Here is a 16803-nt window from a genome sequence, read left to right as displayed (position 1 = left end):
CGGAGCCGACGCCGATGGCGGACATTCTTCAGTATCTCTTTGGCGCGGCGTCCTTCATGCCGCATGGCTACTGTCTCCTGTGGCGCCCGGATCTCGTCGCGCTTCACGCCATCTCCGATGCCGCGATCGCGCTCGCCTATGTGACGATCCCCATCGCCATGCTGGTCTTTATGAGGAAGCGGCCGGACATCCAGGGAAACACCCGCCGGATCGGCTACCTCTTCGTGACCTTCATCCTGGCCTGTGCCCTCACACATCTCGCCGCGCTCGCAACCCTGTGGTGGCCCGCCTATGGGGCTCAGGGGCTGATCAAGGCCGGCACGGCGGGGATCTCGATCATCGCGGCCCTGACCACATGGATGGTGCTTCCGAAATTGCTGGCGCTTCCGCCGCTGCAGGCCCTGGAGCGCGCCAACGAACACCTTCAGGAAGAAAACCAGCAACTGAACACCCAGGTCGGCAAGAGCCGCAGGAAACTCAAGCGGATCAACGATCGCTTCGAGATGGCGTTGACCGGTTCCAACATCTCCGTCTTCACCCAGGACACGGATCTTCGCTACACGTGGATCCACAATCCGCGCTTCGGGCTCGAGCCCGCGCGCCTGATCGGCAAGACGGACCGGGATGCCTTCTCGCCCGAGGTGGCGGATGATTTGATCCCCCTGAAAAAGCAGGTGATCGAGAGCGGCGAGGCCGCATCGACCGATATCGCCTTCGAAAGCGAGGACGCCGGAACAGTCTATTTCGATCTCGTGGTCCACCCGACGCGCAATGCAGACGGAGAGATCGACGGCGTGCTGTGCACCGCGATCGACACCACGGAAAAGAACCTCTACGAAATCCGGCTGACCTCGCTCGCCGGCAAGCTGGCCGAGGCCAACGAGCGGTTCGAGAAGGCGCTCGACGGCTCGCTGATCACCGTCTTCGAACAAGACCGCAATCTGACCTACATCCATGTCGTCAACCCGCCCGCCGGCAAAACCGCAGACTTTTTCCTTGGAAAAGACGATGACGCGCTGTTTTCCGAGGAGGACCGGCTGAAACTCATCCCGGCAAAGCGACGGGTCATCGAGACCGGCGAGAGCACGGTTCTGGAAGTCGATCTGGACTGGGAGGGCGGACAGAAAAGCTACAACATTTCCCTCGATCCCGCGCGCCATCGCGACGGCACGATCACCGGAGTGATCGGGACCGCCGTCGACCTGACCCACAAGCGCGAGAACGAGCGGCAGATGCATCTGGTGATGCGCGAACTCACGCACCGGTCGAAAAACCTGCTGGCCGTCATTCAGGCCATGGCGCGCCAGACGGCGGCCCGCTCGGACACCACGGAAGATTTCGTCGAGAGTTTTTCCGCACGGCTCCAGGCCATGGCCGCGAGCCACGACCTGCTGGTGTCCCAGTCCTGGTATGGCGCCGACCTGCACGCCCTGGTGATTGCGCATCTTGGCCAGTCGATCGATCCGAGCAGCCCACAGATCGAGGTCACCGGGCCGACCCGCTCGATCTCCGCCGATGCGGCGCAGAACCTCGGTCTCGCCTTGCATGAACTGACGACGAATGCGGCCAAATACGGCGCCTTGTCGGTTCTGGATGGCAAACTGACCGTCGCCTGGAAAATCGAGGGCTCGCAGGTGCGCCTGACATGGACGGAAACCGGAGGCCCGACGGTGGTTGCGCCCAAGCGAGACGGCTTCGGTCGCATCTTGCTGGAACGTCTGGTCGGGCCGGCGCTCGACGGCCACGTGGAGATTGAATTCGCCAGCACAGGCGTTCGCTGCGTGATCGAGTTCCCGACGCGGCATCTTCTGGGTTGACGGTCGGATCGGCCCGGAGCCCGCCGACAGTCGCCCTCAGCACCGTTGACGGTCCGCTTGCCGCCGCCCGTGCGGACGACGGCTCAGGTCTCGCCGTCCAGGATCGCCAGCGCGGCGTCAATATCTTGCAGCACAGTGTCGCGCCGCTTGCGGCCATCGGCCGAGGACACGATCGCCCGCTCCATTGCCGACCGCCAGGACAGCAAGGCGGTGCGCTTTTGGGCCTCCGTCAGGGATTGATCTTCCAAAACGCTGAAGGCAGATCTGAATCCCGCATATTTCCGTGGCACATTGGTCATCTCGTCACTTCGGTTGGTGTGAGAAGGACTAGCTCGGGGTTGATACAAGAGTGCAAACGGGCTGCAGATCGCTGACGGCGAGAGGCAGCCGGTTTGCGCTCGGTGGCGAAGACACGGGATGCAGCAGGCATCCCGTGTCCCGGATCCTGCTCACTCACTCCGTGATGAGTGCGCGAAGCATCCAGGCGGCCTTTTCGTGGAAAGTGATCCGCTCCGTCAACAGATCCTCGGTGACGACATCGCCATTGTCGCCGGCGTATGTCGCCATGTCGCGCATCCTCGCCGACATCGCCTCGTGCTGCGTCACCAGGTCCGCGATCATCGCATGCGCATCGGGCACCCCGTCGCCGGGCAACTCCACCGTGAGGTCGAGCTTTCCGTCGTGAAGATTGACCGGCGCCAGGTGCCCGAGGGCGCGAATGCGCTCCGCAAGGTCGTCCGTCGCGGCGAACAGGTTTTCGTAATGCCGTTCCGTCAGATCGTGGATCGACTTGAACAGCGGCCCGACCACATTCCAGTGATAAAGATGGGACTTGACCGTCAGCCGGTAGGTGTCCGCCAGAAAGACGGACAAATGCTTCGCGAGCTGTTCGCGGACGTCGTTCGCCATGCCCGTGCTGATCCGTTCCGCCTTCGGGGGTTCGATATTCAAAACGCCAGACATCGTGTCTCCCTATCGCAAATCCGTTGAAAATGAAACGTCCTGCCGGATCACGTCTCGCATCGCGCGACGGGACCGGGCCGGTCGGACGAGCGGGGTGTCCAGCACAGGCCGGACATCCGCGGCTATCGCTGCCCGGTCGCATCCGCCGAAAGCGACGAAAATCCTTTGCAAGACGACACTAGGCAAAGTCGCGCGCTTCGGATTTGTTCCAAACAAATAAAATATTTTTTCATGTCGTCGAAAAGAGGATTTTCCTTCAGGAAAAGATTTAGGATTTATAAATTCAATAGGTTTTTGCGCGTCATTCACAAATGCAATATCTCAGATAAAATAATATGCATCTTTCAATACGAAAAGCATAAAATTCATTTCCCTCAATTCTGCGCATAGCGACCCGCCGGAAGGTCTTCTCCATTTGTGAAGAGGCATCGGGAACCCTGCCTCCAGTCGGGCGTTTCCTGCAAAACGACAGTCCGGAGCCCGTCCGCTGCGAAGCGGCATGTTCCGGACGTGGGGCTGACCATCTGTCGGCACCGGTTGGGCAGCCTTCAGCCGACCCCCGCCGGATCGCCGACCGCTGACAGGAGGATACCATGGCGCGCGACACGAGCCGGCCGAGCATCAAGGACGAGGACGTCTACGAGGCCCTGCGCGAGAAGGGCAACAGCAAGGAAAAGGCGGCCCGCATTGCCAATGCCCAGGCAAATGAGGATCAGGCGCCGTCCAGAAAGGGCGGTCGGGCATCGCCTTACGAGGAATGGACGAAGGAGGAACTCTACGAGCGGGCGCAAGAGCTCGAAATCGACGGCCGGTCCGGCATGGACAAGGCACAACTGATCGCGGCCCTGCGCGGTTAAATTCGCGTTCGCTGCGATATTTTCGCCAACCGGTGAAACCAAACCGCTTCTGAGGGGTTTCCTTCAAGAGCCGCGCCTCCCGTGCGGCCTTGGCAGGCCGGACAGGCCCGCCGGAACACCCGATTTCAGCCGCGCAGCTTGAAGCTGCGCCGGCAGATCAAACAAGGAGTGGAGATCGATATGGCGACTGCAAAGACTGCGTCCGCATCATCCGCAAAAAACGCCGAAGAGGCGGTCAGTGCCCAGGATATCGAAGAGAGCATCGCGCGGATCCGCGGCGACATTGCCGAGCTTGCGGGCGCCCTGAAGAGCTATGGCGCCGGCAAGTCCAGCGAATATCGCTCGCGCGCGTCGGCGGCGACCGAGGACCTGAGCCGCAAGTCGCAGGACGCGCTCAACGATCTCACCGCGGAGCTGCAAGGCTATGAGAAGGCTCTCACCGAGGAGGTGCGCCGCCGTCCGCTGCAGTCGCTTGGCATTGCCGCCGGTATCGGCTTCCTGATCGCGGCTCTGGTGCGCCGATAATGGTCACCCGGGTCCTTCCGATGGCGATCTCGGCAGCCTCGCGCGACATCCGCGGCATGTACCGGCGGACCCGGCGCAATGCGGCTTGGACCGCGCTGGCGCTTGTCTGCTTTGCCACGGCCTATCTTGCTGGCCTGGTCGCCATCGGGGCCTATCTGGTCCCGATATACGGCCCGGGCCTGTCCGCGCTTCTGATCGCGGCCGCCATGACCGCGATTGGCGCGTCGATCCTGCTGGTCCTGGCGATCCTGAGGCGTCGGGAACGACGGCGTCAGGCGCGCCGGCAAGCGGCGCAACGGCTGACACTGGCGGCAGCGCTTTCCCTTCTGCCGCAGGTGTCGAAATCCAAAGGTCTGCTTCTCCTTGCCGCCGCCGGCGGTCTCGCCTTCTTGCTCAGCAAGAGCGGCGACGGGTCCGACGATGCGTGACCGCGCATCGCCCGCGCAACGGTCGCGGATTGCGACCTGGAGCTTCGAATGACATCGCATCCTGACGCATCCCGTGACCTGCCGCGGCACCGACCCGCATGGCCAATGACGGGGGACCCCGTCCTCCGCACGGCCGTGCTGATCCTTTGCGTGATTGCCTCAGTGGCGGCCCTCGATGTGGGTCAGGTGATTCTGGCGCCGGTCTGCCTGTCGATCGTGGTCGGGGCGATCTTCGGGCCGGCCGCCGATCGTCTGTGCAGAATTGGGGTTCCCCCTTGGGTGTCCGCCGCCTCGATGGTGATCCTCTTCATCATGTTCATCCTGACCGTGGGCGCGGCGCTGATGGTGCCCCTGTCCGACTGGCTCGACAGACTGCCGTTCATCTGGTCGCGACTGCAGGCGCAATTGATCAGCTGGCAAGGCGTGTTTTCCTCGATCGGCAGCCTGCAGGAGGAGTTGCGCAACGCCATGGGCCGGTCCGGCGAGGTAAAGGTCAGCGTCGAGGACACATCGGCCGTCGAAAGCGTCTTCTACTTCGCGCCCAGCTTCGTCGCACAGGTCATCCTGTTCCTCGCGAGCCTGTATTTCTTTATTTTGACGCTGCCAAACCTGCGCCGGTCCGCCCTCGAATTGACGTCCGACAAGACGCATCGCGATTCCATCGCAAATGTGTTCAAGACGGTCGGTGCCCGCCTTTCGACCTACCTCTTCTCGATCACGCTGATCAATATCGGCCTGGGCGCGGCCGTCACACTTGCAATGTGGGCACTCGGCGTCCCCTCTCCGCCGCTCTGGGGTCTCCTCGCCGGGCTGCTGAACTATGTCATCTACGTCGGCCCGGCGGTGATGGTGGTCGTCCTGTCCTGCGTCGGTCTTGCAATCGGCAATACCCCGCTTGCGATCGCGACGCCGCCGCTTGTCTATCTGGCGCTTAATCTGATCGAGGCACAGTTCATCACGCCGACCGTTCTCGGCCGCACGATGACGCTCAACCCCTTCGTCGTGTTCCTCTCCATCGCCTTCTGGATCTGGCTCTGGGGACCGGTCGGCGGCTTCATCGCGGTTCCTGTGCTGCTGGTCGCGGCGACAATCATCGAAATCATGCGGGAAAAGGCCTGAGAGCACGCGCGGCCACGTTTCACGCCGCGCCTGCGGCCCAACCCTGCAAAACGCAAAAACCGCCCACGCGGGGCGGCTTGCTGTTCTCTTCCAACCAGTGCCGGCGAAATCACTCGCCGTTGTAGGCGAGCGATCCCGGTGTGACAGGCCATCCCGTGCAGGTTGTTTCCCGAAGCCTGCTTACGCAACGCATGTGCCGCTCGCGCACATCGCCAAGATCGATGGCGAGGTCGCCTTTTTTGACGGATGTCGCGTCACGGTTCGTCGTTTGCGCGCTCGCCGGAGCGTTTTCCGCCGAGGTCGGTTGTGCCGAAAGCATTTCCGAGGCGCCAAGGGCGGCCGCCAGGAAGACGCCGGCGACAATTGCGGGGAAGCCCATTGCGGGTGTGCGTTTGCGAATCCTGATCATATCATCACCTCCGCCGAGTAAACGCACGAGTTAACGAATGGTTGCAGCCGATCGCCCGACCCGGGTTATCTGGTTAAGATCTTGAAGAAAATATCGCCTGGAACGTAACCTATGTTAATGCGGAGGCGACTGATCGTGTATAAATGACGGTCAGCGTCAAGACTTCAGAGAGATATTTCATGACTTTCGAACATAACCCGCCCACGCTGAAATTGCTTGGGGCGGCTCTTGTCGTTGAAGACAATCCAATTATTGCGATAGATACTCAAACGATCCTTGAAGATATTGGCTTCTCGCCCGTCGAGGTCCTCGCAAGCCTGTCAGAAGGGTTGCAGACGCTTGCCAATCACATCTTCAGCTTTGCTATCCTCGATGTCCGGATCGGCGATGAAGACAGCATCCGGTTCGCGGAAAATCTCGCGGAGCGCGGATCACAGATTGTCTTTGCCAGCGGATACAGCGACGCCGAGACCCTGCCCCCGCCGTTTCGCAATCATGTCATTATCGGAAAGCCCTACACGAAGGCCCAGCTTGAGGCGGTTCTGCTGCGCTGCCCCGGCGCGCCCGCGGGAACCGCCCTGCCCGGACCGCGCGATCAGATCAGCGGACGCTGAGTGGTGCAGCCGGGTTCATAGGCCGCAACGTCTTCCAGTCCGCGCCGGTCGAGGATTCGAATGCGGTCCCGCTTCCAGGCGATCAGATCTCTCGCCTGCATCTTCTTCAGCGTTCGACTGGTGTGCACCGGCGTTATCCCCAGGGCATCGGACAGATGCTCCTGCGTGAAGGGGGCGTCGAAAGCCTGATCGCCGCCATAGCCGGCGGCCCGCGCCCGATCGTGCAGGTGGAGAATGAGATACGCCAGTTTCTCGAAGGCATTGCGCCGGCCGATGCTCAGCAGGTGACCGTCCACCATCTGCTCCTCGCGAGCGGCCATCCAGGTCATCGAATAGGCCAGTTCCGGATAGTCCTTGAACACACCCCACACCTTGTCTCTCGGAAAAACGCAAAGCGTCGTCCTGGTGAGGGCGGTGACCGTGTGCTGCATCTCGCTCAGGATGGCCAGTTGCAACCCCAGCAGGTCGCCTGGAAAGGCGAAGTTGAGAATCTGCCGGCGCCCGTCCATCAGCGATTTGTGCCGGAAGACCCAACCGTCGAGAATGGTATAGAGATGCGGCGTCTTGTTTTCTTCCAGCAGGATCGTCGAACCGGCGTCGACGGTCAGTTCACCGGTCTTGAACCCTTCGACGAACTTCAGTTCCCGGTCGTCGAGCGGGCGGAAGATGTCCTTTTTGCGCAAGGGGCATTTTTGACAATTCGTCCGGGCGTTCAGACTGTCTGACATGTCGGTCCGATCTCAGGCGTGTCGGCAAGGCACGAAAAAACCGGCCGCGGCGAGCCCCGCCGCAGCCGGTTGCATCATTGCCGGACCCTGGACGCAAGGCTAGCCGTTTTTGCGCTCATGGCGCCCCTCGACACGCGTCGCTCCGGCCGGCCGTTCGAACGCGCGCTTCTTGTGGTCGCGGGTCGCAACCTCCTTCTGCAGGTCGCCGCCGGCCCGGCCGCCGTCGCTGCGAATGGTCTCGGCAAGCGTCAATGGTTCATCCAGTTTCGCCTGGCGTTCGCCCTTCGGGGTATTTGACATGACAACCTCCTTTCCAAAGACGGAAAACGCGGACCTCTCGAAACAGTTCCCCGGACCGGCGACACATTCCCAGAAATGCCCGCGCGAAGTGAAGAGATCCGGCAGGCCTCGTCGAAACGGCGCGAAAGCGATCGTTTCTTTTTTGAGGCTCGGGCGGGAACCTTTTGACGAATGTCGCGTTAATGAAGGGCACCAAAGCGGGAGCCACCATGACGCATCAACAAGCTTCGGATCCGGACAGGGTTCCGGCACGCACGGAACCGGACGACGCGCGCGGCGACGCGCAACGGCGCATCGGGGTCGAGGTCGAGTTCGGTGGTCTGAGCGCGCGCGACGCGGCCGATGTCGTTCAGGGTCTGTTGGGCGGTGAGATTGCCAAGGCAGATGCCCATCGCTTCGAGCTGGCGGGAACCTCTCTCGGCGATATCCGCATCGAGCTTGACAGCAAATATGTTCACAGCGACGCAGACGCTTCCGCGTTTGAAAAGACCGTGCGCCGGGTTGCCGGCGATGTCTCCGGGCCGATCATTCCAACGGAACTGATCACAGACCCCCTGCCGGTTGAAGACCTCCCGAAGATCGACCGTCTTCTCGACAGTCTCGCGAAAGCCGGCGCCGTCGGCACGGAGCAGCCGCATCTTGCCTGCGGCGTGCATTTGAACATCGAGTGGACCGACACCGACGTGCGGTCGATCCTGCGGATCCTACAGGCCTATCTCCTGATGGCGCCGGCGCTGCGCGACGATATCGAGCCGGACAGGACCCGCACGCTGCTTCCCTTCATCGGCCGCTTTCCCAAGGCCTACCAGATGAAGGTCCTGGACCCGGACTATCATCCGGATTTCACCCAGTTCGTCGCGGACTACTGCCAGGCAAACCCGACGAAGAACCGTGAGCTGGACCTTCTGCCGCTGCTCGCCTCGATCGACCACGAGGCGGTCGAGACAGCACTTGGCGAAAAGCCCTCGGCGGTCCGCCCGACCTTTCACTATCGCCTGCCCAACTCCCTGATCGGGGCCGAGGGATGGTCGATCTCCCGGGAATGGGACCGCTGGCGCTGCGTGGAGATGCTTGCCGCCAAGGACGAGCGTCTGCAGGAGGGCTTGCGGGAATTCCGCGACAATCGCGAAACCAGCGACGCTTTGGGAACACTGAAGCGCATGTTTGCGGAAGTGGTCGGCAAGTGACACCACGGATCGGCGTTTCGACATCGGTGCGCGGCGGGTGGCGATCGTTCCTTGCGATCCGCTTCGCGCTCTGGCGCGTGGGCGCGAAAGCGGTTCGTATAACAGCCGACACGCCCTGCGACCTCGGTCGTCTCGACGGGCTTGTCGCCGGCGGCGGCGACGACATCAGCGCGACGCTTTACGGCGGCGAGCTGATGCCGGATGTGCGCATCGATCCGAAACGCGACGCGCTTGAAATGGAGCTGATCCGCTCCGCCGCCGCCGCGGGATTGCCCGTGCTTGGAATCTGTCGCGGCTCCCAGATGATCAATGTCACCTTCGGCGGAACGCTGCATGCCGACATCCAGGACGTCTTCAAGGATGCGCCGCGCATGCGCACCGTGTTGCCGCGCAAGACGATCACGGTGGCTCCCGGCTCCCTGCTGGCAACGATCTTCCGGCGCGAAGCAGCCAAGGTCAACGCGCTCCACCACCAGTCGGTAAAGGACCTTGCCCCCGGACTTCGGATCTCGGCGCGGGACGAGTTCGGCATCGTGCAGGCAATCGAGTCCGATTCCGGCTCCCCGCTGCTCGGGGTTCAGTGGCACCCGGAGCTGATGCCGTTTTCCGCAAGACAGAAGCAGCTGTTCGCCTGGTTCGTCGAGCAGGCCGCCTGACGCCGCATGGCCCGAGGCGAAGTCCCTTAGCGGCGGGCATGGCGACATTCGTGGGCGAAAGCGCCCGACTGCGTGAAGCGGGTACCAAGCCCGTCGCAAACTGCTACGCCGGGCTCGCCCTCGGCGCGGGTCCGTCGACCGAGTAACAATCGCTCACGAACCCGCCGGTCTGGGGCCAAGACCAGGGCACCCACGCGATGGTCAACGACGATGGAAATGCCGTCCGGCTTTCAAATGGTACAGGCCGCGAACGCGTCGGTCCGGAAACAGCCCGACCCAGGTTGTCGCGCTCGGTCATCTGGCCGGCTTCGGACGGTCGGCGGCAAGCGGCGACAATCCCGGGTCGAGCGCAACGGCCGAGAGCGTCGCGCTCGACACCTCAGGCGTGGGTCGCTCCTGCGTGTCCCGCCTCAAGGCCGGTGCCTCCCACAACTGGCATCTGGTATCGTATCGACCCGCCGACACGTGGCTGTCGGCGGCACTAAGAGACCGTCACCGCCGACGACGGACCGCAACAGCCGCGCCTGCACGCCGGCCTTTGCTTCACCTTCAGCGACCGTGCAAAAATCGGCCTGCCCTATCAGCGAGGCGTTGGACACAGCGCCGTGGAACACGGCTCGAACTCCGGCTCCAGCGAACCGGCGGTCATGCGTGCCGGGTCAGGTGACAGGCATGCGGATTTCGGCTGGCGTTTGCGTTCCTGAGCGGGCAAGAGCCGCCAGGGCACGGGTCTGCGCCAGGCAGTCCCCGGCCGCATGGAGGAAGCGCGGGTTGAGTTCGATGACGAACAGCGTGTCTTTCGGTAAGACACATTGCGACATCAGCTCCTGCCAGGGAATGTCTCCCCAGCCGATGGGCAGATGCAGATCGCCCAACCCGAGTGCGAGCTGTTCGCTGAAGGTATAGGTCCACATCCCCTCCTGACGCCCGAAGCAGTCGTGCAGATGCAGATGTCGGGCATGGGGCGCAAGCGCCGCGCATTCGCTGACGAGGTCGGACCGGCGCCCCTCAGCATCCATCTTGAGATAGCTGTGCCCGAAATCGAGCGTGGCGCCAATGTTGGGATGCGCGATTGCCTCAAGCTCGGCGGCAAGCCGGCCGGGGCACGGCGTATGCTTCCAGTCGTCGTGTTCAAACAGTGTCTCGACACAAACATGCAGGTCGCGCGCCTGCGCCAGATTGCCGGCACGGGTCAACCACTCCCTCTGCCGGTGGTAGGCATCGCGGCGGAGCGCGGGATCGGTCTCCATGGTCATGCCGGCATGGAGAACATAGTGTTTTGCTCCCAGCTCTGCGGCAATGTCGAGCGAGGCTTCCAGCAGGTTGAAATGCAGGGGCAGTCGCTCGGGAGTGTCCATGAAGTTCAGGGCGAGCGGACCATGCACGGAGTACGACAGGTCACGTCCGCGGCAAGTGTCGAGCAGCGTCGCCATCTGCGACGTCCGGATCCGGCCGCCGGCGATGAGGTCGAAGTCGAAGGCCGACAGTTCGACGAAATCCACGCCCAGCGCCTGCAATTGATCCAGTTCCTTGCCCAGATCCGACAGGTCGCCGTCACGGGTCCGGCTCGACATGCCGACTTTGAAAAGATCGTGTTCCAAGATTGAGCCTTTGTTTTCAGGGGATATGGGACCACGCGCAAGCGCCGCGTCCTAGGACCGGTCGGCCCGGGCGAAGCCCTTCATGCGCTTGAGTTCCCACAGAAGCGCACCGATCAGGGCTGCCAGCATCATGACCAGGCCGAGAGCGTTGATCACCGGCGTCAGTCCGGTGCGAACCTTGGTCGCGATGAAGACGGTCAACGGCGTTTCCGTTCCCCGGACGAACAGGGTGGTGTTGTAGTTCTCGAAGGATTGCAGGAAGGCAAGGCAGCAGGCCGCAAGCACGGCGGGGCGCAGATAGGGCAGAAGAATACGGCGCAACACCATCAGCCGGGAGGCCCCCAGCCCGAGGGCGGCGTCTTCCATGGTCCGGTCGAACCGCTGCAGCTGGGCCGCGATCATCAGCATGACAAAGGACGTGATGAAACTGGCTTGGGCAAGGATGGTGAGGAAATACCCTCCGTTCACGCCGACCTGGCGCCAGAACAACAATGTGGAGATCCCGATGACAATGCCCGGAATGAGCATGGGGGATACCATCAAGCCATAGACGAAGCCGCGCGCGCGTCCGTTCAGACTGTTGAGAACCAGCGCCGAAGCGAGACCGACAGGAAGGGAAACGAGGATGACACCGCCAGCGACGATGCCGGAGCTGACCAGCGCGTCGCCGATTTCCCCGTCATGAAACAGCGCCTGAAGCCACTTCAGGGTTCCTCCCTGCCAGGGACTGACCGTCGGAAAGCTGCTGTCGTTGAAGGCAGCACCGCCGAGGATCGCGAGCGGGCCAAGCAGAAACCCGACAAAGGCAAAGAGGTAGAGCCGCGACCCGGCCCGACCCAACCAGGACCACAGGCGCTGCGAGGCACCCGACTGTGTGTGCATCGGAGAGACGTTGATGTCGTTCGTCATTTGATTGCGCTCGTGAGGTTCACGCGGAACAGCGCCAGAAGGCCGAGAACGACCGTCAGGCACATCGCCATCAGCGCCACACCATAGGCCGCCCCACGGTTCCAGTTGCCGATCTCGAAGAACCATTCGTAGACAAGCTGAGTGAACCAGCGGCTGCCCGGCGCGCCCAGCAGCGCCGGCGCCACATAGCTGCCGGCGGCCATCATGAAGACGAAAACACAGCCGGTCGCGATGCCGACCTTGGCGTGAGGCAGGACGATCCGGCGGTGGATGCGCCAGGTGGCCGAACCCAGGTTGCGCGCGGCGTTGATCTGGTCCCGGTCCAGCGTGCAGATGGCATTGTAGATCGGAAACAGCATGAACAGGATGTAGGCATAGGCCATTCCGGCCAAGACGCCGCCGTCGCCGTACCAGCGATGCGGTTCGTCGAGCAGTCCCAGTCCCATCAGCATGGCGTTCAACGGTCCGGAGAAGGCAAGGATGATGTACCAGGCGAGGCCGCGCAGCACCTCGTTCATCAAGTAGGGGACGAGCATCAGCACCAGCATCAGCCGCATCTGCCATTTCCGGGCGACCTGTGCGAGCCAGTAGGCGACGGGATAGCACAGCAGCAACGTGACGAAGGTCACCAGCGCACTAGACCAGATCGTCTTGACGAAAATCCAGCCGTGGTTCGGGTGGTTGAGGAGATACGCGAAGTTTTCCAGCACATAGACGTCGTCCGGACCGCCCCGCAAAGCCAGTGGCAGGCGTGGGGTCAGCGCCGCATTGACCATATAGATCCCCGGAACAAGCACCAGCCCCGCCAGCCAGAGCAGGACCAGAGCGACAAAGATGCCGCCGAGTGTTTTGCCAAAGCGCTGGAAGATCTCACTCATCGGGCAGGACAATCGCATCTCGCGCGCAAAAACCGGCGCGGAACGGGGCGCCGATCGCCGGCGCGCTCGAGAGGCTTTGCTGGGAAATCGTGACGGAGACGTCACGGCGAGGATAGCTGCCCTCCAGCACGGCATGGGCGGTGGCGAAAGCACCTTCGAAGTCATAGCGTTCGATGGTCAGCGCCAGATCGTTGTGGTTGCCATCGCCGATGCGCATGGCCTCCGGACGCACGTAGAGGCGGGCCTTCGCCCCCTCGCGCAGCCCCGGCGTGCTGCGTCCCGCGAACCGGCCTTCCGGACAGTCCAGAACTGCGGTTCCGTTTTCGATGCGCGAGACGCTGCCCGAGAGCACGTTGGTTTCGCCGACGAATTCCGCGACGAACCGGGTTCCCGGCCGGCTGTAGAGTTCATGCGGCGTGCCGACCTGCTGCAGTGTCCCCGCGTTCATCACGGCGACGCGGTCCGACATGGCCAGCGCCTCGGACTGGTCATGGGTGATGTAGAAAAAGGTGACGCCCGTGCTCTTTTGCAAGGACCGCAACTCGGCCCGCATGTGCTGGCGCAGCTTGAGGTCGAGCGCCGACAGCGGTTCGTCGAGCAGCAGCACCTTGGGCTGAATCGCCAGGGCCCGGGCGATGGCCACCCGCTGCCGCTGCCCGCCGGACAATTCGCCCGGCAGACGTCCGCCATGGTCGGGCAGAGCGATGAGCTCGAGCAACTCCTGGGCCCGCCGGCGGCGTTCCTTCTTGGCCATCCCGCGCGCTTCCAGGCCGAAGGCAATGTTCTCCCAGACCGTCATGAACGGGAACAGCGCCAGCGACTGGAAGATCATCGCCGTTGCCCGCATGTTCTGCGGCACGCCGGCCATGTCCTCGCCGTTGATAAACACCTGGCCGGCCGTCGGCTTGAGAATGCCGGCAATCAGACGCAGCAACGTGGTCTTGCCGCAGCCTGACGGCCCGAGGATCGAGAAGAACTCGCCCTGCTGCACATCCAGTGACAGCGGCTTGACGGCACGCGTGGGGCCGAACCGCATCTCGACGTTGTTCAGGCTAACGGCGCTTGGCAATGGGCTGGACACTCCAGGCAGGACGCCTGGAGTGTCCATCTTCGCGACGCGAGGCATATCAAGCACTGAGGAACCTGTCCTGATACTCGCCACGAATCTCGACAAACCAGTTTTCCTGAACCGGCCACCACCACAAATTGTCGATGGCATCTCCCGGGTAGGCGGTCTGGAAAAAGGTCTTCATTTCCTGCGGCAGCAAGGCATCGGCGCCCTTGGCCGTGGTGTTGACGCGGGCATGGGTGGCATACATCGCCCCGGCTTCCGGGGTCAGCATCCAGTTGATGAAGGCATAGGCCTGCTCGATGTTCTCCGATCCCAGCGGAAGCGAGATGCCCTCCATCCAGGACAGAGCGCCTTCGCGCGGCGCGAGGTAGGAGATCGGCTGTCCCTCGTCCTTCAGGCCGGCGGCGGTGGAATCCCACGTCTGCCCCAGAATGCAGCCATTGGTGCGGAACGCGCCCTGGGCCTCGTTCTGGTTGCTCCAGAATTGCGCGATGGTGGCCTTGCGCGCGATGGCTTCCGCGAGAACCACATCGTAGTTGGCGCGCATTGCCTCAACATCCTTGAAGCTGTCGAGGAAGGGCCGCGGCAGCTTGCCTTCCCGCTCCAGCCACAGCGCCAGGCCGACAAGGGCGGAGTGCCCGCGCACGGTGACCTTGCCGGCCATTTCCGGCTGCCACAGATCGGCATAGGAAGCGGTGCCATAGTCCAGAGACAGCTTGTCGGTGTTGAAAGCGAGGGCTTCGGTGCCCCAGTCCGTCGGCACCTGGTAGCGCTTGCCGTTGACGACCGCACCCAGGGTTTCCGAGCTCTTGATGGCGCTGTCGATGCAGCGATCCCATTCCACGCGGGCTTCGTCGATGGGCTGGATCAGCCCGTCCTCCACGTAGTTGGGCACGCGGTCCAGGGCGGGCCAGATCGCGTCGAAGCCCGCGCCCTGATTGACGCGCATCATGCTGAGGATTTCTTCGTTGGTGCCATAGGGCGTGTAGGTCGTTTTGATACCGGTCGCCTTTTCGAAGGCCTCCAGCATTTCCGGCGAAATATAGCCGGCCCAGGCAGCGAGACGCAGCTCTCCGGAGCTTGCGCGCGCCCAGGAGCCACGGGCAATGAAGGGCGCGGCGAGCGCGGCCGAAGAGGCGGCGCGCAGGACCGCTCTGCGGTTGAGGGGGCGAGACAGCATTTGGTGATTTCCGTTGTTGTCCAAGTGGCAGCGGGACTGCTTGCCGGCCTCCCCTTCTCCGATTTCGGCGACGGTTGCGTGATCCTTTGATGACGCTTCGATGAAATCCCGGTTGACGGTGCCCGACCAGGGCCGGGGACCGCCTTTGTTTTCCAGAGCATCGGGGACAAACCGTGAAAGCGCGCGGGCGACAATCCGGATTTTCAAGAGAGCAAACGATAGAAATCCCGCCAGATGCAGCCGGCAGCGAGAACGACCGCCGAGGCGTCCGCTCAGACGGCAGTCCCGAAGCGTCAATTGCCGCATGCGCCATTCAAACGGCGGCGGCCAGGTCGTCAATATCGTTGAAACATCCGGAATGCGGTTACAATGCCAAAGGCCCGGGCCGCGACGGAACGCGCATTGGGTATCGGTGGCCGGCAGAGGCGGGAAACGGCGAGACGTCGAAGAACGACGAGGCCGATGGAAATCAGCTGCCCCGACCCGACCCCGGCAGCCCGAGAGTGCACGCTGTGGCACGGATCGAGACCCGGCATTCCCAGCCGAGCGCCGATCCCGCCGATGACCGTCTCGACGTCGACATCCAAGATGACAGGGACGAAATCACTGCGCAGGGGGGGAAGTCGGGCGGCGGGGGACCGGGCCGCATACCGTCCGCCGCCCCAACGACCCGCATGCCTCGCACCCTAGATCGCGTAGCGGGTTTCCAGCTCGTCGAAGAGATCCTTGCGCACCATGCGCTGTCGCTCGAGGAAACTGGCGACCGGACCGGATTCATCCATTTTGCCGGTGTCCTTCAGCTGGGACAGCGCCACGGTCATGCCATGGATCGCCGACTGCAGCGCGACATTGGCATAGAGCACCAGCGAAAAGCCCATCCCGCCCAGCTCCTCAAGGTCGAGGATCGGCGTCTTGCCGCCAACCACCAGATTGACGAGCTGCGGGGTTCCCTTGAGCGCCGCCGGGATGCCGCGCATCTCCTCGATGGACTGCGGCGCCTCGACGAAGGTGATGTCCGCCCCGTCCTCGATGAAGGCGGCGGCCCGGTCGAGCGCCTCGGTAAACCCGTCGGTCGCGCGCGCGTCGGTGCGCGCCACGATCATGGTGTTTGCGTCCTGGCGGGCGTCGACGGCGGCGCGGATCCGCGAGCGGGCCTCGGCAAGCGGCACCACCTCCTTGCCCGAGAAATGACCGCACCGCTTCGGGATCTTCTGGTCCTCAAGCTGCACGGCGCTGGCGCCGGCGCGTTCCAGGGTGCGGATGGCGTGGCGGACGTTGAGGGCATTGCCGAACCCGTTGTCGGCATCGACAACGATGGGAAGCTCGGTGGCATCGCGGATCGTCGAGGTATGCTGCGCGATCTCGCTCAGGCCGATGAAGCCCATGTCCGGCATTCCGAGATAGGTGTTGGTCAGCCCCGCGCCGGACAGATAGATCGCCTCAAAACCCTGTTCCTCGATGATGCGGGCCGCGAGCGCGTTCGCGGCACCGGGCATGAGCACGGGTCCGCCGCCGAGGATCCGTTGCTTGAAGGCGCGGTTGATTTCGTGATTGAGCATG

General features: G+C 63.0%; 19 protein-coding genes. 8 read left to right on the top strand and 11 right to left on the bottom strand.

Going from position 1 to position 16803, the window contains the following annotated elements; translation table 11 throughout:
* Window positions 1-14: 14 nt before the first annotated feature.
* Window positions 15-1817: a sensor histidine kinase gene (locus LC092_RS06680; protein ID WP_224805673.1), complete on the top strand. Its 1803-nt coding sequence runs from the start codon at window positions 15-17 to the stop codon at window positions 1815-1817.
* Window positions 1818-1900: 83 nt separating this feature from the next.
* Here LC092_RS06680 and LC092_RS06675 read toward each other — a convergent pair whose 3' ends face one another.
* Together LC092_RS06675 and LC092_RS06670 are read right to left on the bottom strand one after the other, a co-directional pair.
* Complete coding sequence (locus tag LC092_RS06675) at window positions 1901-2116, bottom strand: hypothetical protein (RefSeq protein ID WP_224805672.1); 216 nt, start codon at window positions 2114-2116, stop codon at window positions 1901-1903.
* A gap of 154 nt (window positions 2117-2270) precedes the next feature.
* Window positions 2271-2726 (bottom strand): Dps family protein, encoded by a 456-nt coding sequence (locus tag LC092_RS06670; protein WP_224805671.1) that lies wholly within the window; start codon window positions 2724-2726, stop codon window positions 2271-2273.
* A gap of 647 nt (window positions 2727-3373) precedes the next feature.
* Between LC092_RS06670 and LC092_RS06665 the strand changes: the two genes are divergently transcribed.
* The 4 genes from LC092_RS06665 (at window position 3374) to LC092_RS06650 (ending at window position 5709) form a co-directional block, all read left to right on the top strand.
* Window positions 3374-3637 carry a Rho termination factor gene (locus LC092_RS06665; RefSeq protein WP_224805670.1) on the top strand — a complete coding sequence of 88 codons (264 nt, stop codon included), beginning with the start codon at window positions 3374-3376 and terminating at the stop codon, window positions 3635-3637.
* 180 nt (window positions 3638-3817) lie between these two features.
* Window positions 3818-4162 carry a DUF883 family protein gene (locus LC092_RS06660; protein ID WP_224805669.1) on the top strand — a complete coding sequence of 115 codons (345 nt, stop codon included), beginning with the start codon at window positions 3818-3820 and terminating at the stop codon, window positions 4160-4162.
* The gene (locus LC092_RS06655) at window positions 4162-4590 is read left to right on the top strand and encodes a hypothetical protein (RefSeq protein ID WP_224805668.1); all 429 of its coding nucleotides are present in this window, start codon (window positions 4162-4164) and stop codon (window positions 4588-4590) included. Before LC092_RS06660 ends, LC092_RS06655 begins: the two co-directional genes overlap by 1 nt.
* A 105-nt stretch (window positions 4591-4695) precedes the next feature.
* Window positions 4696-5709, top strand: coding sequence for an AI-2E family transporter (locus LC092_RS06650; RefSeq protein ID WP_224805667.1), 1014 nt, complete (start codon window positions 4696-4698; stop codon window positions 5707-5709).
* A gap of 109 nt (window positions 5710-5818) precedes the next feature.
* Here LC092_RS06650 and LC092_RS06645 read toward each other — a convergent pair whose 3' ends face one another.
* On the bottom strand, window positions 5819-6145 hold the full coding sequence (locus LC092_RS06645) for a hypothetical protein (protein ID WP_224805666.1): 327 nt from the start codon (window positions 6143-6145) through the stop codon (window positions 5819-5821).
* 152 nt (window positions 6146-6297) lie between these two features.
* Here LC092_RS06645 and LC092_RS06640 point away from each other — a divergent pair, with 152 nt between their 5' ends.
* Window positions 6298-6732, top strand: coding sequence for a response regulator (locus LC092_RS06640; protein ID WP_224805665.1), 435 nt, complete (start codon window positions 6298-6300; stop codon window positions 6730-6732).
* Here LC092_RS06640 and LC092_RS06635 read toward each other — a convergent pair.
* Both LC092_RS06635 and LC092_RS06630 read right to left on the bottom strand, forming a co-directional pair.
* Entirely contained in the window at window positions 6714-7415 is a 702-nt protein-coding gene (locus tag LC092_RS06635; RefSeq protein WP_318245907.1) for a Crp/Fnr family transcriptional regulator, read from the bottom strand. The two genes, LC092_RS06640 and LC092_RS06635, sit on opposite strands and share 19 nt — an antisense overlap.
* Window positions 7416-7559: 144 nt before the next feature.
* Window positions 7560-7760, bottom strand: a complete 201-nt coding sequence (locus LC092_RS06630) for a hypothetical protein (protein ID WP_224805663.1) — start codon at window positions 7758-7760, stop codon at window positions 7560-7562.
* A 209-nt stretch (window positions 7761-7969) separates the two neighbouring features.
* Here LC092_RS06630 and LC092_RS06625 point away from each other — a divergent pair, with 209 nt between their 5' ends.
* Window positions 7970-8947: an amidoligase family protein gene (locus tag LC092_RS06625; protein WP_224805662.1), complete on the top strand. Its 978-nt coding sequence runs from the start codon at window positions 7970-7972 to the stop codon at window positions 8945-8947.
* Window positions 8944-9603 (top strand): gamma-glutamyl-gamma-aminobutyrate hydrolase family protein, encoded by a 660-nt coding sequence (locus LC092_RS06620; RefSeq protein WP_224805661.1) that lies wholly within the window; start codon window positions 8944-8946, stop codon window positions 9601-9603. Before LC092_RS06625 ends, LC092_RS06620 begins: the two co-directional genes overlap by 4 nt.
* Window positions 9604-10262: 659 nt before the next feature.
* Here LC092_RS06620 and LC092_RS06615 read toward each other — a convergent pair.
* The 6 genes from LC092_RS06615 to LC092_RS06590 all read right to left on the bottom strand — a co-directional run bounded on the left by LC092_RS06615 (window position 10263) and on the right by LC092_RS06590 (window position 16802).
* The gene (locus tag LC092_RS06615; protein ID WP_224805660.1) at window positions 10263-11204 is read right to left on the bottom strand and encodes a sugar phosphate isomerase/epimerase family protein; all 942 of its coding nucleotides are present in this window, start codon (window positions 11202-11204) and stop codon (window positions 10263-10265) included.
* Window positions 11205-11255: 51 nt separating this feature from the next.
* Complete coding sequence (locus LC092_RS06610; protein ID WP_224805659.1) at window positions 11256-12113, bottom strand: ABC transporter permease; 858 nt, start codon at window positions 12111-12113, stop codon at window positions 11256-11258.
* On the bottom strand, window positions 12110-12991 hold the full coding sequence (locus tag LC092_RS06605) for an ABC transporter permease (RefSeq protein WP_224805658.1): 882 nt from the start codon (window positions 12989-12991) through the stop codon (window positions 12110-12112). The genes LC092_RS06610 and LC092_RS06605 overlap by 4 nt, the downstream gene beginning before the upstream one ends.
* Window positions 12984-14165 carry an ABC transporter ATP-binding protein gene (locus LC092_RS06600; RefSeq protein WP_318245906.1) on the bottom strand — a complete coding sequence of 394 codons (1182 nt, stop codon included), beginning with the start codon at window positions 14163-14165 and terminating at the stop codon, window positions 12984-12986. The genes LC092_RS06605 and LC092_RS06600 overlap by 8 nt, the downstream gene beginning before the upstream one ends.
* Window positions 14119-15243 (bottom strand): extracellular solute-binding protein, encoded by a 1125-nt coding sequence (locus tag LC092_RS06595; protein ID WP_224805657.1) that lies wholly within the window; start codon window positions 15241-15243, stop codon window positions 14119-14121. Before LC092_RS06595 ends, LC092_RS06600 begins: the two co-directional genes overlap by 47 nt.
* Window positions 15244-15929: 686 nt before the next feature.
* Window positions 15930-16802, bottom strand: a complete 873-nt coding sequence (locus LC092_RS06590) for an isocitrate lyase/PEP mutase family protein (protein WP_224805656.1) — start codon at window positions 16800-16802, stop codon at window positions 15930-15932.
* Between the last annotated feature and the right edge of the window lies 1 nt (window position 16803).

Origin of the sequence: Stappia stellulata, assembly GCF_020176715.1 — a bacterium.
In the GTDB taxonomy this organism is placed as follows: domain Bacteria; phylum Pseudomonadota; class Alphaproteobacteria; order Rhizobiales; family Stappiaceae; genus Stappia.
This window is presented reverse-complemented; position numbering and strand designations above follow the sequence as displayed.